This window comes from Pseudarthrobacter linnaei (assembly GCF_055412825.1).
Map to the genome: position 1 here is coordinate 81,219 of NZ_JBVAYX010000013.1, position 15,496 is coordinate 96,714.

At 67.9% G+C, this 15,496-nt stretch carries 16 protein-coding genes; 9 read left to right on the top strand and 7 right to left on the bottom strand.

Annotated features, from left to right (window positions below; genetic code table 11):
- Positions 1-60: 60 nt before the first annotated feature.
- Together ACZYZ3_RS12920 and ACZYZ3_RS12925 are read right to left on the bottom strand one after the other, a co-directional pair.
- On the bottom strand, positions 61-942 hold the full coding sequence (locus ACZYZ3_RS12920) for a glutamate ABC transporter substrate-binding protein (RefSeq protein WP_463964214.1): 882 nt from the start codon (positions 940-942) through the stop codon (positions 61-63).
- 58 nt (positions 943-1,000) lie between these two features.
- Complete coding sequence (locus tag ACZYZ3_RS12925; RefSeq protein WP_463964215.1) at positions 1,001-1,756, bottom strand: amino acid ABC transporter ATP-binding protein; 756 nt, start codon at positions 1,754-1,756, stop codon at positions 1,001-1,003.
- 204 nt (positions 1,757-1,960) lie between these two features.
- Between ACZYZ3_RS12925 and ACZYZ3_RS12930 the strand changes: the two genes are divergently transcribed.
- The 4 genes from ACZYZ3_RS12930 (at position 1,961) to ACZYZ3_RS12945 (ending at position 5,066) form a co-directional block, all read left to right on the top strand.
- Complete coding sequence (locus ACZYZ3_RS12930; protein WP_463964216.1) at positions 1,961-2,881, top strand: LOG family protein; 921 nt, start codon at positions 1,961-1,963, stop codon at positions 2,879-2,881.
- Between the two features lie 43 nt (positions 2,882-2,924).
- On the top strand, positions 2,925-3,287 hold the full coding sequence (locus ACZYZ3_RS12935) for a DivIVA domain-containing protein (RefSeq protein ID WP_463964217.1): 363 nt from the start codon (positions 2,925-2,927) through the stop codon (positions 3,285-3,287).
- A 95-nt stretch (positions 3,288-3,382) separates the two neighbouring features.
- Positions 3,383-4,666: a putative hexosyltransferase gene (locus tag ACZYZ3_RS12940; RefSeq protein ID WP_463964231.1), complete on the top strand. Its 1,284-nt coding sequence runs from the start codon at positions 3,383-3,385 to the stop codon at positions 4,664-4,666.
- Positions 4,667-4,898: 232 nt separating this feature from the next.
- Positions 4,899-5,066, top strand: a complete 168-nt coding sequence (locus ACZYZ3_RS12945) for a DUF3117 domain-containing protein (protein ID WP_160664543.1) — start codon at positions 4,899-4,901, stop codon at positions 5,064-5,066.
- A gap of 131 nt (positions 5,067-5,197) precedes the next feature.
- Here the strand turns inward: ACZYZ3_RS12945 and ACZYZ3_RS12950 are convergent, their stop codons facing one another.
- Positions 5,198-5,830, bottom strand: coding sequence for an O-methyltransferase (locus tag ACZYZ3_RS12950; RefSeq protein WP_463964218.1), 633 nt, complete (start codon positions 5,828-5,830; stop codon positions 5,198-5,200).
- A gap of 281 nt (positions 5,831-6,111) precedes the next feature.
- On the opposite strand from ACZYZ3_RS12950, the gene sigE reads away from it, so the two are divergent.
- The 3 genes from sigE to ACZYZ3_RS12965 all read left to right on the top strand — a co-directional run bounded on the left by sigE (position 6,112) and on the right by ACZYZ3_RS12965 (position 8,484).
- Positions 6,112-6,744: an RNA polymerase sigma factor SigE gene (gene sigE / locus ACZYZ3_RS12955; RefSeq protein WP_463964219.1), complete on the top strand. Its 633-nt coding sequence runs from the start codon at positions 6,112-6,114 to the stop codon at positions 6,742-6,744.
- 8 nt (positions 6,745-6,752) lie between these two features.
- Positions 6,753-7,931, top strand: a complete 1,179-nt coding sequence (locus ACZYZ3_RS12960; protein WP_463964220.1) for a hypothetical protein — start codon at positions 6,753-6,755, stop codon at positions 7,929-7,931.
- A gap of 157 nt (positions 7,932-8,088) precedes the next feature.
- Positions 8,089-8,484 carry a twin-arginine translocase TatA/TatE family subunit gene (locus ACZYZ3_RS12965; protein ID WP_463964221.1) on the top strand — a complete coding sequence of 132 codons (396 nt, stop codon included), beginning with the start codon at positions 8,089-8,091 and terminating at the stop codon, positions 8,482-8,484.
- Here ACZYZ3_RS12965 and ACZYZ3_RS12970 read toward each other — a convergent pair.
- Genes ACZYZ3_RS12970 through ACZYZ3_RS12980 form a run of 3 tightly spaced genes read right to left on the bottom strand, consistent with a single transcriptional unit; the run spans position 8,481 to position 11,723 of the window.
- Complete coding sequence (locus ACZYZ3_RS12970; RefSeq protein WP_463964222.1) at positions 8,481-9,647, bottom strand: Mrp/NBP35 family ATP-binding protein; 1,167 nt, start codon at positions 9,645-9,647, stop codon at positions 8,481-8,483. The two genes, ACZYZ3_RS12965 and ACZYZ3_RS12970, sit on opposite strands and share 4 nt — an antisense overlap.
- Before the next feature lie 11 nt (positions 9,648-9,658).
- A complete protein-coding gene (locus ACZYZ3_RS12975; protein WP_463964223.1) occupies positions 9,659-10,477 on the bottom strand; it encodes a DUF1003 domain-containing protein in 819 nt (272 codons plus the stop codon).
- Positions 10,440-11,723 carry a magnesium transporter MgtE N-terminal domain-containing protein gene (locus tag ACZYZ3_RS12980; protein ID WP_463964224.1) on the bottom strand — a complete coding sequence of 428 codons (1,284 nt, stop codon included), beginning with the start codon at positions 11,721-11,723 and terminating at the stop codon, positions 10,440-10,442. Before ACZYZ3_RS12980 ends, ACZYZ3_RS12975 begins: the two co-directional genes overlap by 38 nt.
- 77 nt (positions 11,724-11,800) lie before the next feature.
- On the opposite strand from ACZYZ3_RS12980, the gene ACZYZ3_RS12985 reads away from it, so the two are divergent.
- Positions 11,801-12,721 (top strand): YflT domain-containing protein, encoded by a 921-nt coding sequence (locus ACZYZ3_RS12985; RefSeq protein WP_463964225.1) that lies wholly within the window; start codon positions 11,801-11,803, stop codon positions 12,719-12,721.
- 102 nt (positions 12,722-12,823) lie between these two features.
- Here the strand turns inward: ACZYZ3_RS12985 and ACZYZ3_RS12990 are convergent, their stop codons facing one another.
- Positions 12,824-14,407, bottom strand: coding sequence for an aminopeptidase P family protein (locus ACZYZ3_RS12990; RefSeq protein ID WP_463964226.1), 1,584 nt, complete (start codon positions 14,405-14,407; stop codon positions 12,824-12,826).
- A gap of 91 nt (positions 14,408-14,498) precedes the next feature.
- Between ACZYZ3_RS12990 and ACZYZ3_RS12995 the strand changes: the two genes are divergently transcribed.
- Positions 14,499-15,344 (top strand): PHP domain-containing protein, encoded by an 846-nt coding sequence (locus ACZYZ3_RS12995; protein ID WP_463964227.1) that lies wholly within the window; start codon positions 14,499-14,501, stop codon positions 15,342-15,344.
- Positions 15,345-15,496: the final 152 nt, after the last annotated feature.

A 15,496-nucleotide genomic window follows, 5' to 3' on the forward strand; every position in this document is an offset into this window, starting at 1 on the left:
ACGGGAATGGCGGTTACCGGGGCCGCGTCGGGCGCGAGCCCCGGCAACCGCCATACCAGGCTAGTAGCGGTTGATCGTGGGAAGGGCGGGAGCGGTCTTGATGACCGTCCCGGCGGTGCCTTCCCAGGCCTTCTTGTAGGAACCGTCCTTATCGAAGGCTTCCAGCTGGTCGTTAATCCACGTGCGGAAGGCGGTGTCGTCCTTCTTCAGGCCGATGCCGTAGGGCTCCTTGGTGAAGGTCTGGTCCGAGGCCAGCTTGAAAGCGTCCGGCTCCTTGGCCACAAAACCGGCCAGAATGACGTTGTCGGTGGTGATCGCTTCGACCTGCTTGTTGCGCAGCGGCTCAAGGCAGGCGGAGTAGGTTGCAGCCGGGACGAGGACTGCTCCGTACTTCTCGACGATCGTGCCGGCCGGCGTGGAGCCGGTCACGGAGCAGACGTTCTTGCCCTTGACGTCTTCGGGCTTGGTGATGGACGTGTTGTCCTTGTTGACCATCAGTGCCTGGCCGGCCTCGTAGTACGGGCCGGCGAAGTCGACTTCGGTCTTGCGCTTGTCGTTGATCGTGTAGGTGGCGACGATGATGTCGACCTTGCCCTGCTTGATGAACTGCTCGCGGTTGGCGGAGACAGTCTCGACCCACTCGATCTTGTCGGCGGGGATGCCCAGCTTGCCGGCGATCAGCTTGCCCATTTCGACGTCGAACCCGACCGGCTTGCCGTCGAGGCCCTTCTGGCCGAACAGCGGCTGGTCGAACTTGGTGCCGATGACAATCTTGCCGGCGGATGACAGTTTGGCCATGGTTGAGTCGGCAGCGAAGCTCGGCTTCTCGGCCACGGGCGGGTTGGAAGTGGAGGTGCTGCCGCCGCAGGCGCTCAGGCTGAGAGCCAGGGCTGCGGACGCGGCAACCAGAAGGGATTTCCTTCGGGTCAAAAATGCCATCATGACATTCCTTTCATTGGACGGCCGCCTTGCGGCGGCCAGGGTGAGAACTCTTCAGGGATCAGTGGGTCAGCAGCTTGGAGAGGAAGTCTTTGGCGCGGCTGCTCTTGGGGTTGGTAAAGAACTCTTCGGGGGAGGCGTCCTCGACGATCTGGCCGCCGTCCATGAACACCACGCGGTCCGCGGCCTTGCGGGCGAAGCCCATCTCGTGGGTGACCACGATCATGGTCATGCCCTCCTTGGCCAGCTGGATCATGACGTCGAGGACCTCGTTGATCATTTCCGGGTCCAGCGCGGAGGTCGGCTCATCGAAGAGCATGACCTTCGGCTTCATTGCCAGGGCGCGGGCGATCGCGACGCGCTGCTGCTGGCCGCCGGAGAGCTGGGCCGGAAGTTTCGGCGCCTGGTGCCCGACGCCGACGCGTTCCAGCAGGGCCATCGCGTCCTTGTCGGCCTCGGCCTTGGAGAGGCCTTTGACCTTGATCGGGCCGAGCGTGACGTTCTCAAGAATCGTCTTGTGGGCGAAGAGGTTGAAGGACTGGAAGACCATCCCGACGTCGGCGCGCAGCTTGGCGAGTTCCTTGCCCTCTGCGGGCAGTTCCTTGCCATCGATCTTGATCACGCCGTCGTCGATGGTCTCGAGGCGGTTGATGGCACGGCACAGCGTTGACTTGCCGGAACCCGACGGTCCGATGACGACAACAACCTCGCCCTTGCGGACATGCAGATTAATGTCCTTCAGGACGTGCAACTGGCCGTAGTGCTTGTTGACGGCGTTCAGGGAGACGAGGGCATCGCCGGGCACTTGAGTAGTCATAAGAAGAATCTAGCGAACATCCGCCGATTATGACCGCAATCACTCCCAGTTCCTACAGATCGTGATTCAAGAGATACCTGCAGGTCAGCCTGCTACCGGCGTCCTCGGGTACTCTTCGGGGCCGGCCGGGCATCTTGCGCCGGCGCCCGCACGTCAGGGCCGTGCCGGACCGGCACTGACAGGGAACCGCGCTAACCTGTGGGCATGAGTACCGATCCGCAACAACAGGGACCCCCGGCCACAGCCGGAAAATCAGCCGGAAAATCAGCCGGTAAGGCAGCCGGAGTGGCCGCCGCGAAGAACACCGGCGAAACCCGCGACATTCCGGCCCCAGCCGGGATCCGGCACAAGGGTCCGTTGGAGCTGCGGCGCAAAGCCGCCAAGGTAACGATGTCCGACCGCAACCTGCTGGACACGAAGGGGCCCGGACAGTTCGTCCACACTGATCCGTGGCGGGTCCTCAGGATCCAAAGCGAGTTCGTGGAAGGGTTTGGTGCGCTGGCCGACCTGGGCCCGGCGGTCAGCGTCTTCGGCTCGGCGCGGACCGTGCCCGGCAGCCTGAACTATGAACTCGCCGTCGAGGTCGGGCGCCAGCTGGCCGAAGCCGGGCTGGCAGTGATCACCGGCGGTGGTCCCGGCTCCATGGAGGCAGCCAACAAGGGCGCCGTGCAGGGTAACGGGGTGTCCGTCGGGCTCGGCATCGAGCTGCCCTTCGAACAGGGGATGAACCAGTGGGTGGACCTGGGCATCAACTTCCGCTATTTCTTCGCCCGCAAGACCATGTTCGTGAAGTACGCCCAGGGGTTCATCGTGCTGCCGGGCGGCCTCGGCACACTGGACGAACTCTTCGAAGCGATGGTCCTGGTCCAGACCCGGAAGGTCACGTCCTTCCCGATTGTCCTGATCGGAACAGCATTCTGGAGCCCCATGGTGGAGTGGATCCAGACCACGCTCGTGGCCGAGGGCATGATGTCCGAGGAGGACCTGGACCTGCTGCAGGTCGTGGACGATCCGGCGCTCGCCGTGGAACTCGTGGTGGAAGGCGCCGCCCGGCACCGGAACCCCAACGGCAGCGGCGCCGGGAACGGGAACGGCACCGGACCCGCCGGCGGCACGCGGGGCTGACCGGGCACCAGTCGGACCCGGCGGCGTCTGGCACGATGGGGGAGTGAGCTTCTTCCTGATCTTCCTGGCAATCGCGCTCGTCGGCGCCGCTTTCCTCCTCGGCACCGGCCGGGCGTCGAGCTTCCTCCGCGGCCGCCGCGGGGCCGACGCCGGTGAGCAGCGGGCCCCGGATGACGGCTTCGACCAGCCGGTCGCCAACCTCCCGCCGGTGCTGCTGCCGGCCAAGGCGGAGCCGGCCGACATCGACCGGCTCCGGTTCGCCATCGGCCTGCGGGGCTACCGGATGGACCAGGTGGACCAGGTGCTGGACGAGCTGCGGGACCAGCTGGCCACGAAGGACCGGAAAATCGCGGACCTCGGGGGCCAACTGGGACGCCGGCGGCAGGAACCGGAGCGGGCCCCGTGAGCAGCGACCCGCCAAAGGCGCACCTGCCGGCGGCGGTGCAGCCTGACGGCCGCGAGGAGCCGGCAGACGGAACCCGCAGCTCCGGGCTGCGGGACCTGGCTGAAGGGGCCCGGGGCGGCATCGCAGCGGCGGGGGCCCGGGCGGGGCACTGGCCCTGGTGGGTCCAGGTGGGCGGCCTCTATGTCGCAGCCCGCTTCGTCAGCGCCTGCATTTTCATGGCCGCGGCCCTGCACCAGGGCGTGAACCCCTGGTTTCCGGCTAAGCCGGACTACTGGTCGTTCGTCAATATTTGGGATGCCCGCTGGTACGGCGAGATCCTCCTGAACGGCTACCCGGACGTCCTTCCGACCGACGGGGCCGGGGACGTCCAGGAGAACGCCTGGGCGTTCTATGCGCTCTTTCCGGTGCTTGGCCGCGTGGTCGCGGGGGTGACCGGACTGCACCCGGCATTCAGCCTGACGGTGATCGCCATGGTGTGCGGGCTGGGCGCGGCGCTGGTCATCTATCGACTGTTCCGGCACAAGGCATCCCACCGGAGCGCGCTCTGGGGAACCGTGTTCGTTTCCACCTTTCCGGTGTCCCCGGTGCTCCAGGTGCCCTACGCCGAGTCGCTGAACCTGCTCCTGCTGGCCGCTGCCCTGCTGCTGGTCGTGACACGCCGCTACCTGTTGGCGGTGCCCGTCGTCATACTGATGTGCCTGTCCCGGCCGACCGGCGTGCCGTTCGCGGCGATGGCGGGGCTGCTGTTCCTCCACCGGGGGTGGCAGTCCTTCTCGGCGTCCCGCGGCCGGGCACGCGGGGAGGGCCCGGACCCGGCGGGCGGCGTCCCGCACGCCGGGATGCCTCCCACCGTCGGGCCGCACACCGGCACCCAGCTCTGGTCCCTCGCCGGACTGACGGCGGTCAGCGGACTGGGGGCCCTGATGTGGCCGGGCATCGCCTGGGCTGTCACCGGGGATATCCAGGCCTACACCAAGACCGAAACCGTCTGGCGCGGCCACGACCTCGTGCCGTTCAAGCCCTGGTTCGACACCGGCATCCTGCTCTTCGGGCCGGTGCTCGGGGTGCTGGCGCCGTTCGTTTTCGTTGCCCTGTTCGCCTTGCTCCTGATGAGCAGTCCGGTGCGGGCGCTGGGCACGGAGCTGCAGCTGTGGTGCGCCTGCTACATGGGCTATCTGCTGCTCTTCCTGCACCCGCAGACGAGCACTTTCCGGATGCTGCTTCCGCTGTTCCCGCTGGGCCTCGCGGCTGCCCTCATCTCCCGGTCCCGTGCGTACCGCGGCACGGTGGTAGTCACGTTCGTGCTGCTGCAGATTGTCTGGATCGTGTGGCTGTGGGCCTGGGCTCCGCTGCCCGGCGGCGGGGACTATCCGCCGTGACCCACGGCACCTTTGGGGGCTCCCGGCCCGGCGCGACGCGGCGCGTCGGAAAGTCCAGCGATTAGCTACAGCCGCGTTGTTACGCGATAATAGTTGGTAAGCAAGGACAAGAAGCAAACTGACTATATGACCGTGATGGCACTCATCACGGCCGCCGGGCAGCTTGATTGACTAAGCGGACGCAGCCCGGCCGGGCTGGTATGTCACTGGACTAATGGAGGGGATATTCCTTATGGCGGCAATGAAACCACGCACCGGCGACGGCCCGATGGAAGTTACCAAAGAAGGACGTAGCTTGATCATGCGCGTCCCGCTCGAAGGCGGCGGACGGCTCGTGGTCGAACTCAATTCCGCCGAAGCTGCCAACCTGAAGGAATGCCTCGTCGGCGTTACCGAATAGCATCACGGAACTTTTAACAGCGGGCGGGGTCCGCAGCCGGATGGCTGCAGACCCCGCCCGCTTTTTGCAGACCTGCGGCGGAGTTGGCCGCTGCCCCCGACCGTGAGTTCCCGACCGCTACTCTCGCACGGCTACTTCTTGACGGCGACCAGCAGGCCGTCACCGGTGGGCAGCATCGCCGACGCGAGGCGGTCGTCATCGCGGATGGCACGGCCCACCTGGCGCAGGACCACAGTGGTGGCGTCCCGAGCGGCCGGGTTGGCGACACGGTCCTTATCCAGCGCATCGTTGACGATCAGCAGTCCGCCGGACTTGAGCAGGCGGATGGCCTGCTCCACGTAGCCGGGGTAGTTCGGCTTGTCGGCGTCGATGAAGACCAGATCGTAGGCGGCGTCCGTCAGCCGGGGGAGGACGTCGCGGGCCCGGCCGGAAATGGTCCGTGTGCGGTTGGCCGGGCTGCCGGCTTCCTGGAACGCTTCCCGTGCGGCTTTGAGGTGTTCGACGTCGACGTCGATGGTGGTCAGAACGGCGTGCGGCCCCAGGCCGCGCAGGATGCAGACGCCGGAGACGCCCGCGCCGGTGCCGATTTCGACAGCGGTCTGGGCCTTGGAGGCGGCGGCCAGGACGGTCAGGACGGCTCCGACGCCCGGACCGACGGGGGTGACTCCCAGTTCGAAGGACCGTTCGCGCGCGTGCAACAGGACCTCATCCTCGGCAGGCAGATCTTCTGCGTAGGACCAGCTCGTGGACTTATCGGCGCTCATGGATTTCGCTTTCTGGGCGGCAGGGGGTTTGATCCCCCCAGCGTACTGTGTCAGCTGGTACCCCGCCGGGAGGCGCCCCTGCTGCGGCGGTCACACTGCGGCCCCGGGGGCCGGTTCTGCCGTGGGCGGAAGGCCCGCCAGCGTCAGGAAATTCCCAGCTTGATTTGAAATGATGGAAATCCGCTCATCCGCGAGGTGATCGGCGCCGAATCAAGGATGCAGGAGCTTGCAGCCGCAAGCACCGTCCACGGCGTAAGCACCATCCACGAGGGGAGCGGACAATGTCGATAGTGGCAGCTGTCCCTGCAACTGAAGAGTCACAGCCCGCGGCGGAGGCCGAGTGGGTCCGGCCCACCTGGGAGGAAGTGGTGGCCAACCACTCCGCGAAGGTATACCGCCTCGCCTACCGGCTCACCGGCAACAAGTACGACGCCGAGGATCTCACCCAGGAAGTTTTCGTCCGTGTCTTCCGTTCGCTGGAGAACTTCAAGCCGGGAACGCTTGACGGGTGGTTGCACCGGATCACCACCAATCTCTTTTTGGACCAGGCGCGGCGCAAGAGCAGGATCCGCTTCGACCCACTGGCCGACGACGCCGAATCCCGGTTGCCCGGACGCGAGCCCGGCCCGGAGCAGAGCTTCGAGTTCAACAACCTGGACGTCGACGTGCAGGCCGCCCTGGAGGAACTTCCCCCGGATTTCCGCGCCGCCGTCGTCCTCTGCGATCTGGAGGGCCTGTCCTACGACGAGGTCGCCGTGGCGCTGGGCATCAAGCTCGGCACGGTCCGCTCCAGGATCCACCGCGGCCGGACCATGCTGCGGGAGAAGCTCGCACACCGCGATCCGCGGCCGCAGGCCGCCAAGGCCTCGCTGAAGCCGCGGCTGAAGATGCCGCGCATCGCCGGTCTCCTCTGAACCAGGCAATGCGTCTGCTGAAACGACTGCTCCGGGGCCCGCACGAACGGCGGCCCAGGCATCTGGACTCATGCACGGAATGCCGGCTCCGGCAGCGCCGCGAACGCCAGTACCTGGAGCGGCTTCGCGGCGCCGAAGTGCCCGTGGCCAGCGATGACCTCACCGCACGTCTGCTGGCACGCACCGCGGACCTGGCCCGCAACGAACCTCCAGGCGCCCCGCCGGCGGAGGCCCGCGGATTCCGTTCTTCCCAAGGGTTCCGTCCTGCCCGCCGATTCCGTCCTGCCCTCCGGGCAACGGCACTCGTCGCCGGGACCGTGGCGGCCGCCACCGCGCTGCTCGGTGGATCGGCCTACCTGATGGGCGGGGACCGCGCGGGTACGGCCGCAGGAGCGCCCGCCCCGGTGTTTCTGCAGCGCGACCTGGCCGCTTCCGGGGCTGCCTCCGCCGTCCAGGCCGGGCCCGGGGCACCAACCGGGTGGAGCCTCACCGGCGAACCCGATTTCACGCCGGCCGGAGCACTCACGGACGAACAGCTCGCCTCCCTGCGCTCTGAGGGCTGGACGTGCCCCGAGCTGCGCGAACTCGGCTACCATCTCATCTGGGCCAGAGCCGGGGTGCTCGCCGGCGGCGACATCCTGGAACTGCGCCTCACCGACGGCCGGAATTTCGCCACCGTCCTGGAACAGCACGGCGCCCAGGGCATCAGCGCACAGGACCTTAAAGTACAGGACAGCAAAGCACAGCACGGCGGCGTGCCCGGGCAGTCCGGCAACGCAGGCGGCGGGCCGCGCACGGCCCCGCCGGCGCCGGTCAACGTGCTCACAGGCCGCCCGGCGACGTCGGATGGCTTCACCTCCGCAGCGGTGCCCGTAGCAGTGCCCGCGGTGGCTGACGCGACGGGCGACGGGGCGGGGGGCGGCCGCGGGACGCTGTGGGTCCATCCCGCTGCCCCTTTCGCCGCGATCTACCAGACGGGCGACGTCACCTTCACGTACGTCTCGGACCAGCCGGCCGAGCAGGCCGACGACGGCGTGGCCGCCCTCGTGCGGGCCCGTGCCGCGGCAGCGGGGCCGGCCGGCAGCGGGGGACCCGGGCGCGTCGAAACGGTCGACGGCGCCGGGAGCAATTTCACCGCGCGGCTGGAGCGCGGCCTGGGCAGGATTATGGAGCTGTTGGCCCCCTGACCGGCCGATGCCGGCCCGAGGTGAGAGCTCGCGCCCACGGACTGCTCCGCACAGGGGCGCGAAATCTCATCTCGGCAGGGGCACCAGCCGCGGGGGCATGCGCCGTGTGTCGCGGCCGAATCGTCCCAGCCCCGATTGAGAGGGTAATCTTCCTACAGTGCTTGGAATCAATGGACCGGAATTTTTGCTTCTGCTGATCATCGGCCTTCTGGTGATTGGTCCCAGCAGGCTGCCCGAATACACCCAGAAACTTGCCAACATCGTCAAGGAAGTCCGCCGGATGGCGTCGGGCGCGCGGGAGCAGATCAAGGAAGAAGTCGGCATTGATATCGATGACGTCGACTGGAAGAAGTACGACCCCCGGCAGTACGATCCGCGCCGGATCATCAAGGAAGCGCTGCTGGACGATGACACCAAGCCGGTCAGCGCCGGTGCCCCGGCGGTAGCCACCGTGGCCGCAGCCGCCGCGGCGGCCGCGGAGCGCCCGCCGGCCCGGATTGTCGAGCGGCTCCCGGATGGCGAGCCGGCGCCCTTCGATTCCGAAGCGACCTAGCGGGGCTGCAGGCCCAGCGGCTTTCCCCTCAGCCCGCGCGGGACCGAGGCGAGCCTGCCGGCGATGTCGAGCAGTGCTACGGCCGCCGGCGTTTCGGGACGGCCCAGCACCAGGGGAACCCCGGCGTCGCCGCCCTCGCGCAGCAGGATGTCCAGCGGGATCTGTCCCAGCAGCGGAACGTCCGTGCCGACCGTAGCGGACAGCCGCTCGGCGAGCACAGCGCCGCCGCCACTTCCGAACAGCTCCATCCGGCCGCCGTCGGGCAGTTCCAGGTACGACATGTTTTCCACGACGCCGGCGACGCTCTGGCCCGTCTGCGTCGCGATGGCGCCCGCCCGCTCGGCCACATCCGCGGCAGCGGCCTGGGGAGTGGTCACGACAAGGATCTGGGCTTTGGGCAGCAGCTGGGCCACCGAGATGGCGATGTCGCCGGTACCGGGCGGAAGGTCCAGGAACAGGGCGTCGAGGTCGCCGAAGTAGACGTCGGTGAGAAACTGCTCCAGGGCCCGGTGCAGCATCGGCCCGCGCCACGCGACCGGCTGGTTGCCGGTGACGAACATGCCGATCGAGATGACTTTGACCCCGTACGCCACCGGCGGCAGGATCATGTCATCCACCCGGGTGGGGGCCTGGGTGATGCCCATCAGCGCCGGTACGGAGAAGCCGTAGACGTCCGCGTCGACGATCCCGACGCGCAGCCCCTGGGCGGCCAGCGCGCAGGCGAGGTTCACCGTCACGGAGGACTTGCCCACGCCGCCCTTGCCGCTCGCGACGGCGTAGACCTTGGTCAGCGAGCCGGGGTCGTTGAACGGGATCCCGCGCTGCCCGCCGGCGCCGCGTAACTGCTCCTTGAGCGCGTCGCGCTGCGCCTGCGTCATGACCAACAGATCGACCTCAACGCCGGTGACCCCGGGCACGGCGGACACCGCAGCCTCGCAGTCGGCGGTGATGGTTCCGCGCAGCGGGCAGCCGGCAATCGTCAGCAGCACCGCGACCCGCACCCGGCCGCCGTCGGAGATCTCCACGGCGTCCACCATGCCGAGCTCAGTGATGGGACGGCGGAGCTCGGGATCGACGACGGTGGCGAGGGCGGCCTGCACGGCCCCGGCCAGTGGGGAGGCCGCAGGGACGCCCTGGGCGCTGCTGCTCTGGCTGGGGTTCATGCGGTGACTGCTCAGTTCTCGGGGGAAGCGGGGTGCGCCGGGGCGCCGGCATTGTCCGGCCCGGCAACCTGGACGGTGTCCTGGATCGTGTCCGGCGCTGTGCCGGGCTTCTGGGCGGGTTTGCGGTCGTTCTTGCTGTCGGACTTGATCCGCGGCATTTGCTGGGTCCGGGGGCTGCGCTGCTTGTCGCGGCGTTCCTTCAGTTTTTCCTTGACCTTGTCCCGCGGCGTTTCGTGGACGCCGGCGGCAGGATCGTGGGTGCGCAGTTCCTCCTGCGCCTCCAGCATGTCCTCGAGCAGGCTGCGCAGTTCGGCCCGAACGTAGTCGCGGGTGGCGACTTCGCGCAGGGCGATCCGCAGCGAAGCGAGTTCCCGGGTCAGGTATTCGGTGTCGGAGAGGTTGCGTTCGGCGCGCTGGCGGTCCTGCTGGAGGGAGACACGGTCACGGTCGTCCTGCCGGTTCTGGGCAAGGAGCAGCAGCGGCGCGGCGTAGGAGGCCTGCAGCGAGAGCATCAGGGTCAGCAGCGTGTAGCCGAGCGCCCGGGAGTCGAACTGCCACTCCAACGGGGCGAAGGTGTTCCAGACGAGCCAGAGGACGACGAACACCGTCATGTAGACCAGGAACTGCGGCGTGCCCATAAAGCGGGCAAAGCCTTCCGTGGTCTGGCCGAAGGCGTCCGGGTTGGGTGAGAACTTCGGCAGGATCCGCTGGCGGCCGCTCAGGGGTGTATCGAGGCTTCCCTTGGCCGATTTGCTGCCCGGCCGGACGTGGGGATTCCGTGGTGTGCTGTTATCAGCCAATGCGGCCTCCAAGCTTCCTGATCGGGACATCGTCCTCGTGGGCGCGCCAGTCATCGGGCAGCAGATGGTCCAGCACGTCGTCAACAGTCACCGCCCCCACAAGCCGACCGTCGCTGTTGACGACGGGGAGCGAGTTGAGGTTGTAAGTCGCCAGCGTGCGGGCCACCTCGCTGATGTGGGCCTGGTCCGACACCGGCTCCAGGGTCTTGTCCACCAGGTTGCCCAGCGGCTCGGGCGGCGGGTAGCGCAGCAGCTGCTGGATGTGGACGACGCCGAGGAACCGGCCCGTGGGCGTCTCCAGCGGCGGCCGGGCAATGAAGATCGACGACGCCAGGGCCGGGGAGAGCTCTTCGCGGCGGACGTGGGCCAGGGCCTCGGCGACGGTGGCTTCCGGGGGCAGGATAACCGGGACCGGGGTCATCAGGCCGCCGGCGGTATCCTCGTCGTATTCGAGCAGCCGGCGGACGTCTTCGGCGCCTTCAGGTTCCATCAGCTGGAGCAGTTGCTCGGCCTGCGCGCTGGGCAGCTCAGCGAGGAGGTCGGCGGCGTCGTCCGGGTCCATTTCCTCCAGCACGTCCGCGGCACGGTTCACGTCGAGGGCGGAGAGGATCTCCACCTGGTCGTCTTCGGGCATCTCCTGCAGGACGTCGGCGAGGCGTTCATCCTGCAGTTCGCTGGCGACCTCGAAGCGGCGCTTGTCGGACATCTCGTGCAGGGCTTCGGCGAAGTCCGCAGGATTCAGGTCCTCGTGGGTCGCGACGAACTGGGTGGCGGCCTGGGGTTCGGTGCGCGCGTCCGGTTGCGCGTCGGCCCAGTCAATGATCAGCGTCTCGTTGCGGCGCAGCCGGCTCAGCGGGGAGAGGGAATGGCCGCGGCGGACAAAGAGCTTGCTGACAAACCAGTCGCCGGAGCGGTGCTTGTCCATCGCGATGTCCTCGATCATGGCGTCGCCGCTGCCGTCGGCGAGCGTGACGCGGCGGTCGAACATTTCGGCCACCACGAGGGTTTCCGCGCCGCGCTGTTCGAACCGACGCAGGTTCACCAGCCCGGTGCAGATGATCTGGGTCTGGTCGATGGAGGTGATCCTGGTCATCGGCACGAAAACGCGCTTCTTCCCGGGGACCTCGACGACGATGCCCACCACGTGCGGGGCGCCCCGGGTTCCGCGGGAGAGCACAACGACGTCGCGCAGCCTGCCCAGGCGGTCGCCCAATGGGTCAAAGACGTCAAGTCCGAGGAGGCGCGCAACAAACACCCGCGAAAGATTTGTGCTCACGTGTACAGGCTACCGAGTCCGCTCTCTTTTAGCTGAATTTGCAGCCGGTGCCCAGCCGGATAGGTAAGAATAGGCGTATGTCAAACATTTTTGGTGCTCCCAGGGCTGGCGGCCCCGACGAGGCCCGCAGTGTTCCCAAGGGCGACACCGTCGGTTCCTACAACTCCTACCTGGATGCCCAGAAGGCGGTGGACTACCTGGCGGACCAGCAGTTCCCGGTGCAGATGGTTTCGATTGTCGGCAATGACCTGAAGATGGTGGAGCGGGTCACCGGCAGGCTGACCTATCCCCGGGTTGCCCTGTCGGGTGCACTGAGCGGCATGTGGTTCGGCCTGTTCGTCGGCATCATGCTGTCCTTTTTCTCCACCACACCGGGGTATTTCTCGATTGTGACCTCTGTGCTCATGGGTGCGGCCTTCTTTATGCTGTTCGGCATCGTCACGTACGCCATGCAGAAGGGCAAACGCGATTTCACGTCCACGAGCCAGGTGGTGGCGACGAACTATGACGTTGTCGTTTCCTTTGAGGCGGCGAACGAGGCGCGGCGCCTGCTCCACCAGCTCCCGATGACCCAGCATGACGCCTCGGCGTCCGCCGGATACTCCCAGCGCGACTACCAGCAGCAGCCCTACCAGCCCGGCCCCGGGCAGGGTGCCCAGCAGCCGGGCCAGCAGGGCCACGCCCCGCAGCGCCCCGCGGCCTGGAACGACCCCTACGGCCAGCGCACCCCCGACGCCGGCGGCCAGCAGCCCGGCGGCCAGCAGCACGGGGGACAAGAGCACGGTGGCGAGCAGCCCGGCCACCAGCCGGCCGCAGGCCCGCAGGAAGAGCCCCACCTCCGGCCGGCAGGGTCTGCCGATACCGCGGCGGAAACGGAAGAGGTCGCCAAGCCTGCCGGGTTCGCCTACCCGGACCTGCCGGACGGCCGCCCGCAGTACGGGGTCCGCGTTACCGATCCGCCCAAGCACGGTCCCGACGAGGGCGGTTCGCAGCACTGACCGGCAACGCAGAAGGCCTCCGCCCCGGAGTGATCCGGGGAGGAGGCCTTCTGCGTGTCAGCGGTAGCGTGACATTGCCGGCGACGTCCGGCCAGCGCGGAATTACGCCGTCTGGCTGTCAGCGTCCTGGTAGATTCCCGCCATCCAGGATTCGACGTCGTCGGCCTTGCGGGGCAGGGCCGCGCTGAGGTTGACCGGGCCGTCGGCGGTCATGAGGATGTCATCCTCGATACGGACGCCGATTCCACGGTATTCCTCCGGGATCGCGAGGTCCTCGTCCTTGAAGTACAGCCCGGGTTCGATCGTGAAGACCATGCCGGGGGTCAGGACGCCGTCGAGGTACAGTTCGCGCTTGGCCTGGGCGCAGTCATGCACGTCGAGGCCGAGGTGGTGGCTGGTGCCGTGCGGCATCCAGCGGCGGTGCTGCTGGCCCTCGGCGCTGATGGCTTCGTCCACGGAGACCGGGAGCAGGCCCCAGGCGGCCAGCCGTTCCGCCAGCACGGTGGTCGCGGCCGTGTGGATGTCGCGGAACCGGGTGCCGGGCTGGGCGGCGGCAAAACCGGCGTCGGCGGCGTCCAGCACAGCCTCGTAAACCTTGCGCTGGATCTCGGAGAAGGTGCCGTTGGCCGGCAGGGTGCGGGTGATGTCTGCGGTGTAGAGCGAATCCGCCTCCACCCCGGCGTCCAGCAGCAGCAGCTCGCCCGCGTTGATCTTGCCGGTGTTCCGGGTCCAGTGCAACACCGTGGCGTTGTTGCCGGAAGCCGCGATGGTGTCGTAGCCGAGTTCGTTGCCTTCCTCCCGGGCCCGCGCGAAGAACGCGCCCTCGACGACACGCTCGCCGCGCTGGTGGGTGAGTGCCCGCGGCAGGACCTTGACGACCTCCGTGAAGCCCTGCACCGTGGCGGCGACGGCGGTCTTCATCTGTTCGATTTCCCACTCATCCTTGAGCAGGCGCAGTTCGGAGAGGGCCTCGGAGAGCTTCTCGTCGAGGGCGTCCAGGATGCCCAGGTCCAGGTTCTCCGGGTCCTTGGCGGTGTTGTAGCGGGCGGTGTCGACGAGCGCGTCGATGTTCTCGTCGACCTTCCGCACCAGCCGGATGGAGATCCCGCCGATTTCCGGTGCGCCCACGTTCTTGGTGATGCCCAGTTCGAGTTCGCTGATGTCCACGGTGTCCAGGCCCAGACGGGCCTTGAACTCGGCCAGGCTCGGACGGGCGCCGATCCAGAATTCGCCGGCCCGGGAGTCGGCGTAAAACTGCTCGGTGTCGCGGCCGGCCAGCGGGCGGAAGTACAGCGTCGCGTGGTGGTGGCCGCCGTCGTCGCCCTTGCCTGCCTCCACGGGCTCCAGGATGAGCACGGCGTCGGGCTCGTGGTCCAGGCCCAGTCCGGTCAGGTGCGCGAAACCGGAGTGCGGCCGGAAGCGGTAGTCGCAGTCGTTCGAGCGGACCTTCAGCGGACCGGCGGGAATGACCAGGCGTTCGCCCTGGAACTGCTCTGAGATGGCGCGCCGGCGGGTGGCGGCGTGGCCGGCGACGGCGTCGCGTTCCGGGAGCTGCTCGCGGGACGGGGCCCAGTTGCTGGCCATAAACGCTTTAAAGGCGTCGGAGCTGGGGCGCTGGGAGCGGTTGTTGACGCGCTCATCGAGGGGCTGGGAAGCGGAGACTTGGGTGTTATCTGCATCTTTCACCGTCCCATCGTCTCACCAGCGGAGCGGCTTAGGCCAACAGGCCGCGGCGTCCATCCCGGGCGCCGCGGCGGCGGTCTACTAGGCTGGTGAGGTGATGATCGACCTGCATGCCCACTCGAATGTATCCGACGGCACCCAAGCGCCCGGCGCGGTGATGGCCTCGGCGGCGGAGGCGGGGCTCGACGTCGTCGCCCTGACCGACCATGACTCCACCGACGGCTGGGCGGAGGCCGCCCTCGCCGCCCGCGGGCACGGCGTGGCGCTGGTTCCGGGGATGGAGATTTCCTGCCGGACGGTGGAGGGGATCAGCGTGCACCTCCTCAGCTACCTGCACGACCCGGCGCACCCAGGGCTGCTGGAGGAAATCACCAAGGCCAAGGACGCCCGCTTCACCCGGGCCGAGCGGATGGTCAGCCTCCTCGCGGAGGACTATCCACTGAGCTGGGACGACGTCATCCACCATGTGGCGCCCGGTGCCACCCTGGGCCGGCCGCACATCGCCGACGCCCTCGTCGCCGCGGGCGTGGTGGCGGACCGCACCGAGGCATTCGATTCCATCCTGACCTCGCACTCACGCTACTACGTGCAGCACTACGCGCCGGACCCGGCGTTTGCCGTCGAACTGGTCCGCGCCGCCGGCGGCGTGCCGGTGTTCGCCCACCCGGTGGCGTCCGCCCGCGGAAGGATCGTGGGGGAGCGCGTCTACCGGGAAATGATCGACGCCGGGCTGGCCGGTCTGGAAATCGACCACCGCGATAATCCCGAGGAGGGCCGGGTGTTCCTGCGCAAACTCGCGGACCGGCACGGGCTGCTGGTCACGGGGTCCTCCGACTACCACGGCGCCGGGAAGCCGAACCGGCTGGGCGAGAACCTGACCTCACCCGAAGTGTTTGCCCGGATCGAGGAACAGGGCACCGGGACCCCGGTGGTGCGCTGACACAGCAGCCACTGTCGGAGGCCTGCCCCGTTGAGCTATCAGTTAGGGTCCCCACTAGGCCACTGTTGAGTCTCATGACTTAATGGACATTTCTGTCTCAAGACATCGTGGACAGTGTGTCTCAGGTCATCGTGGACACTCGGACCGGTTTT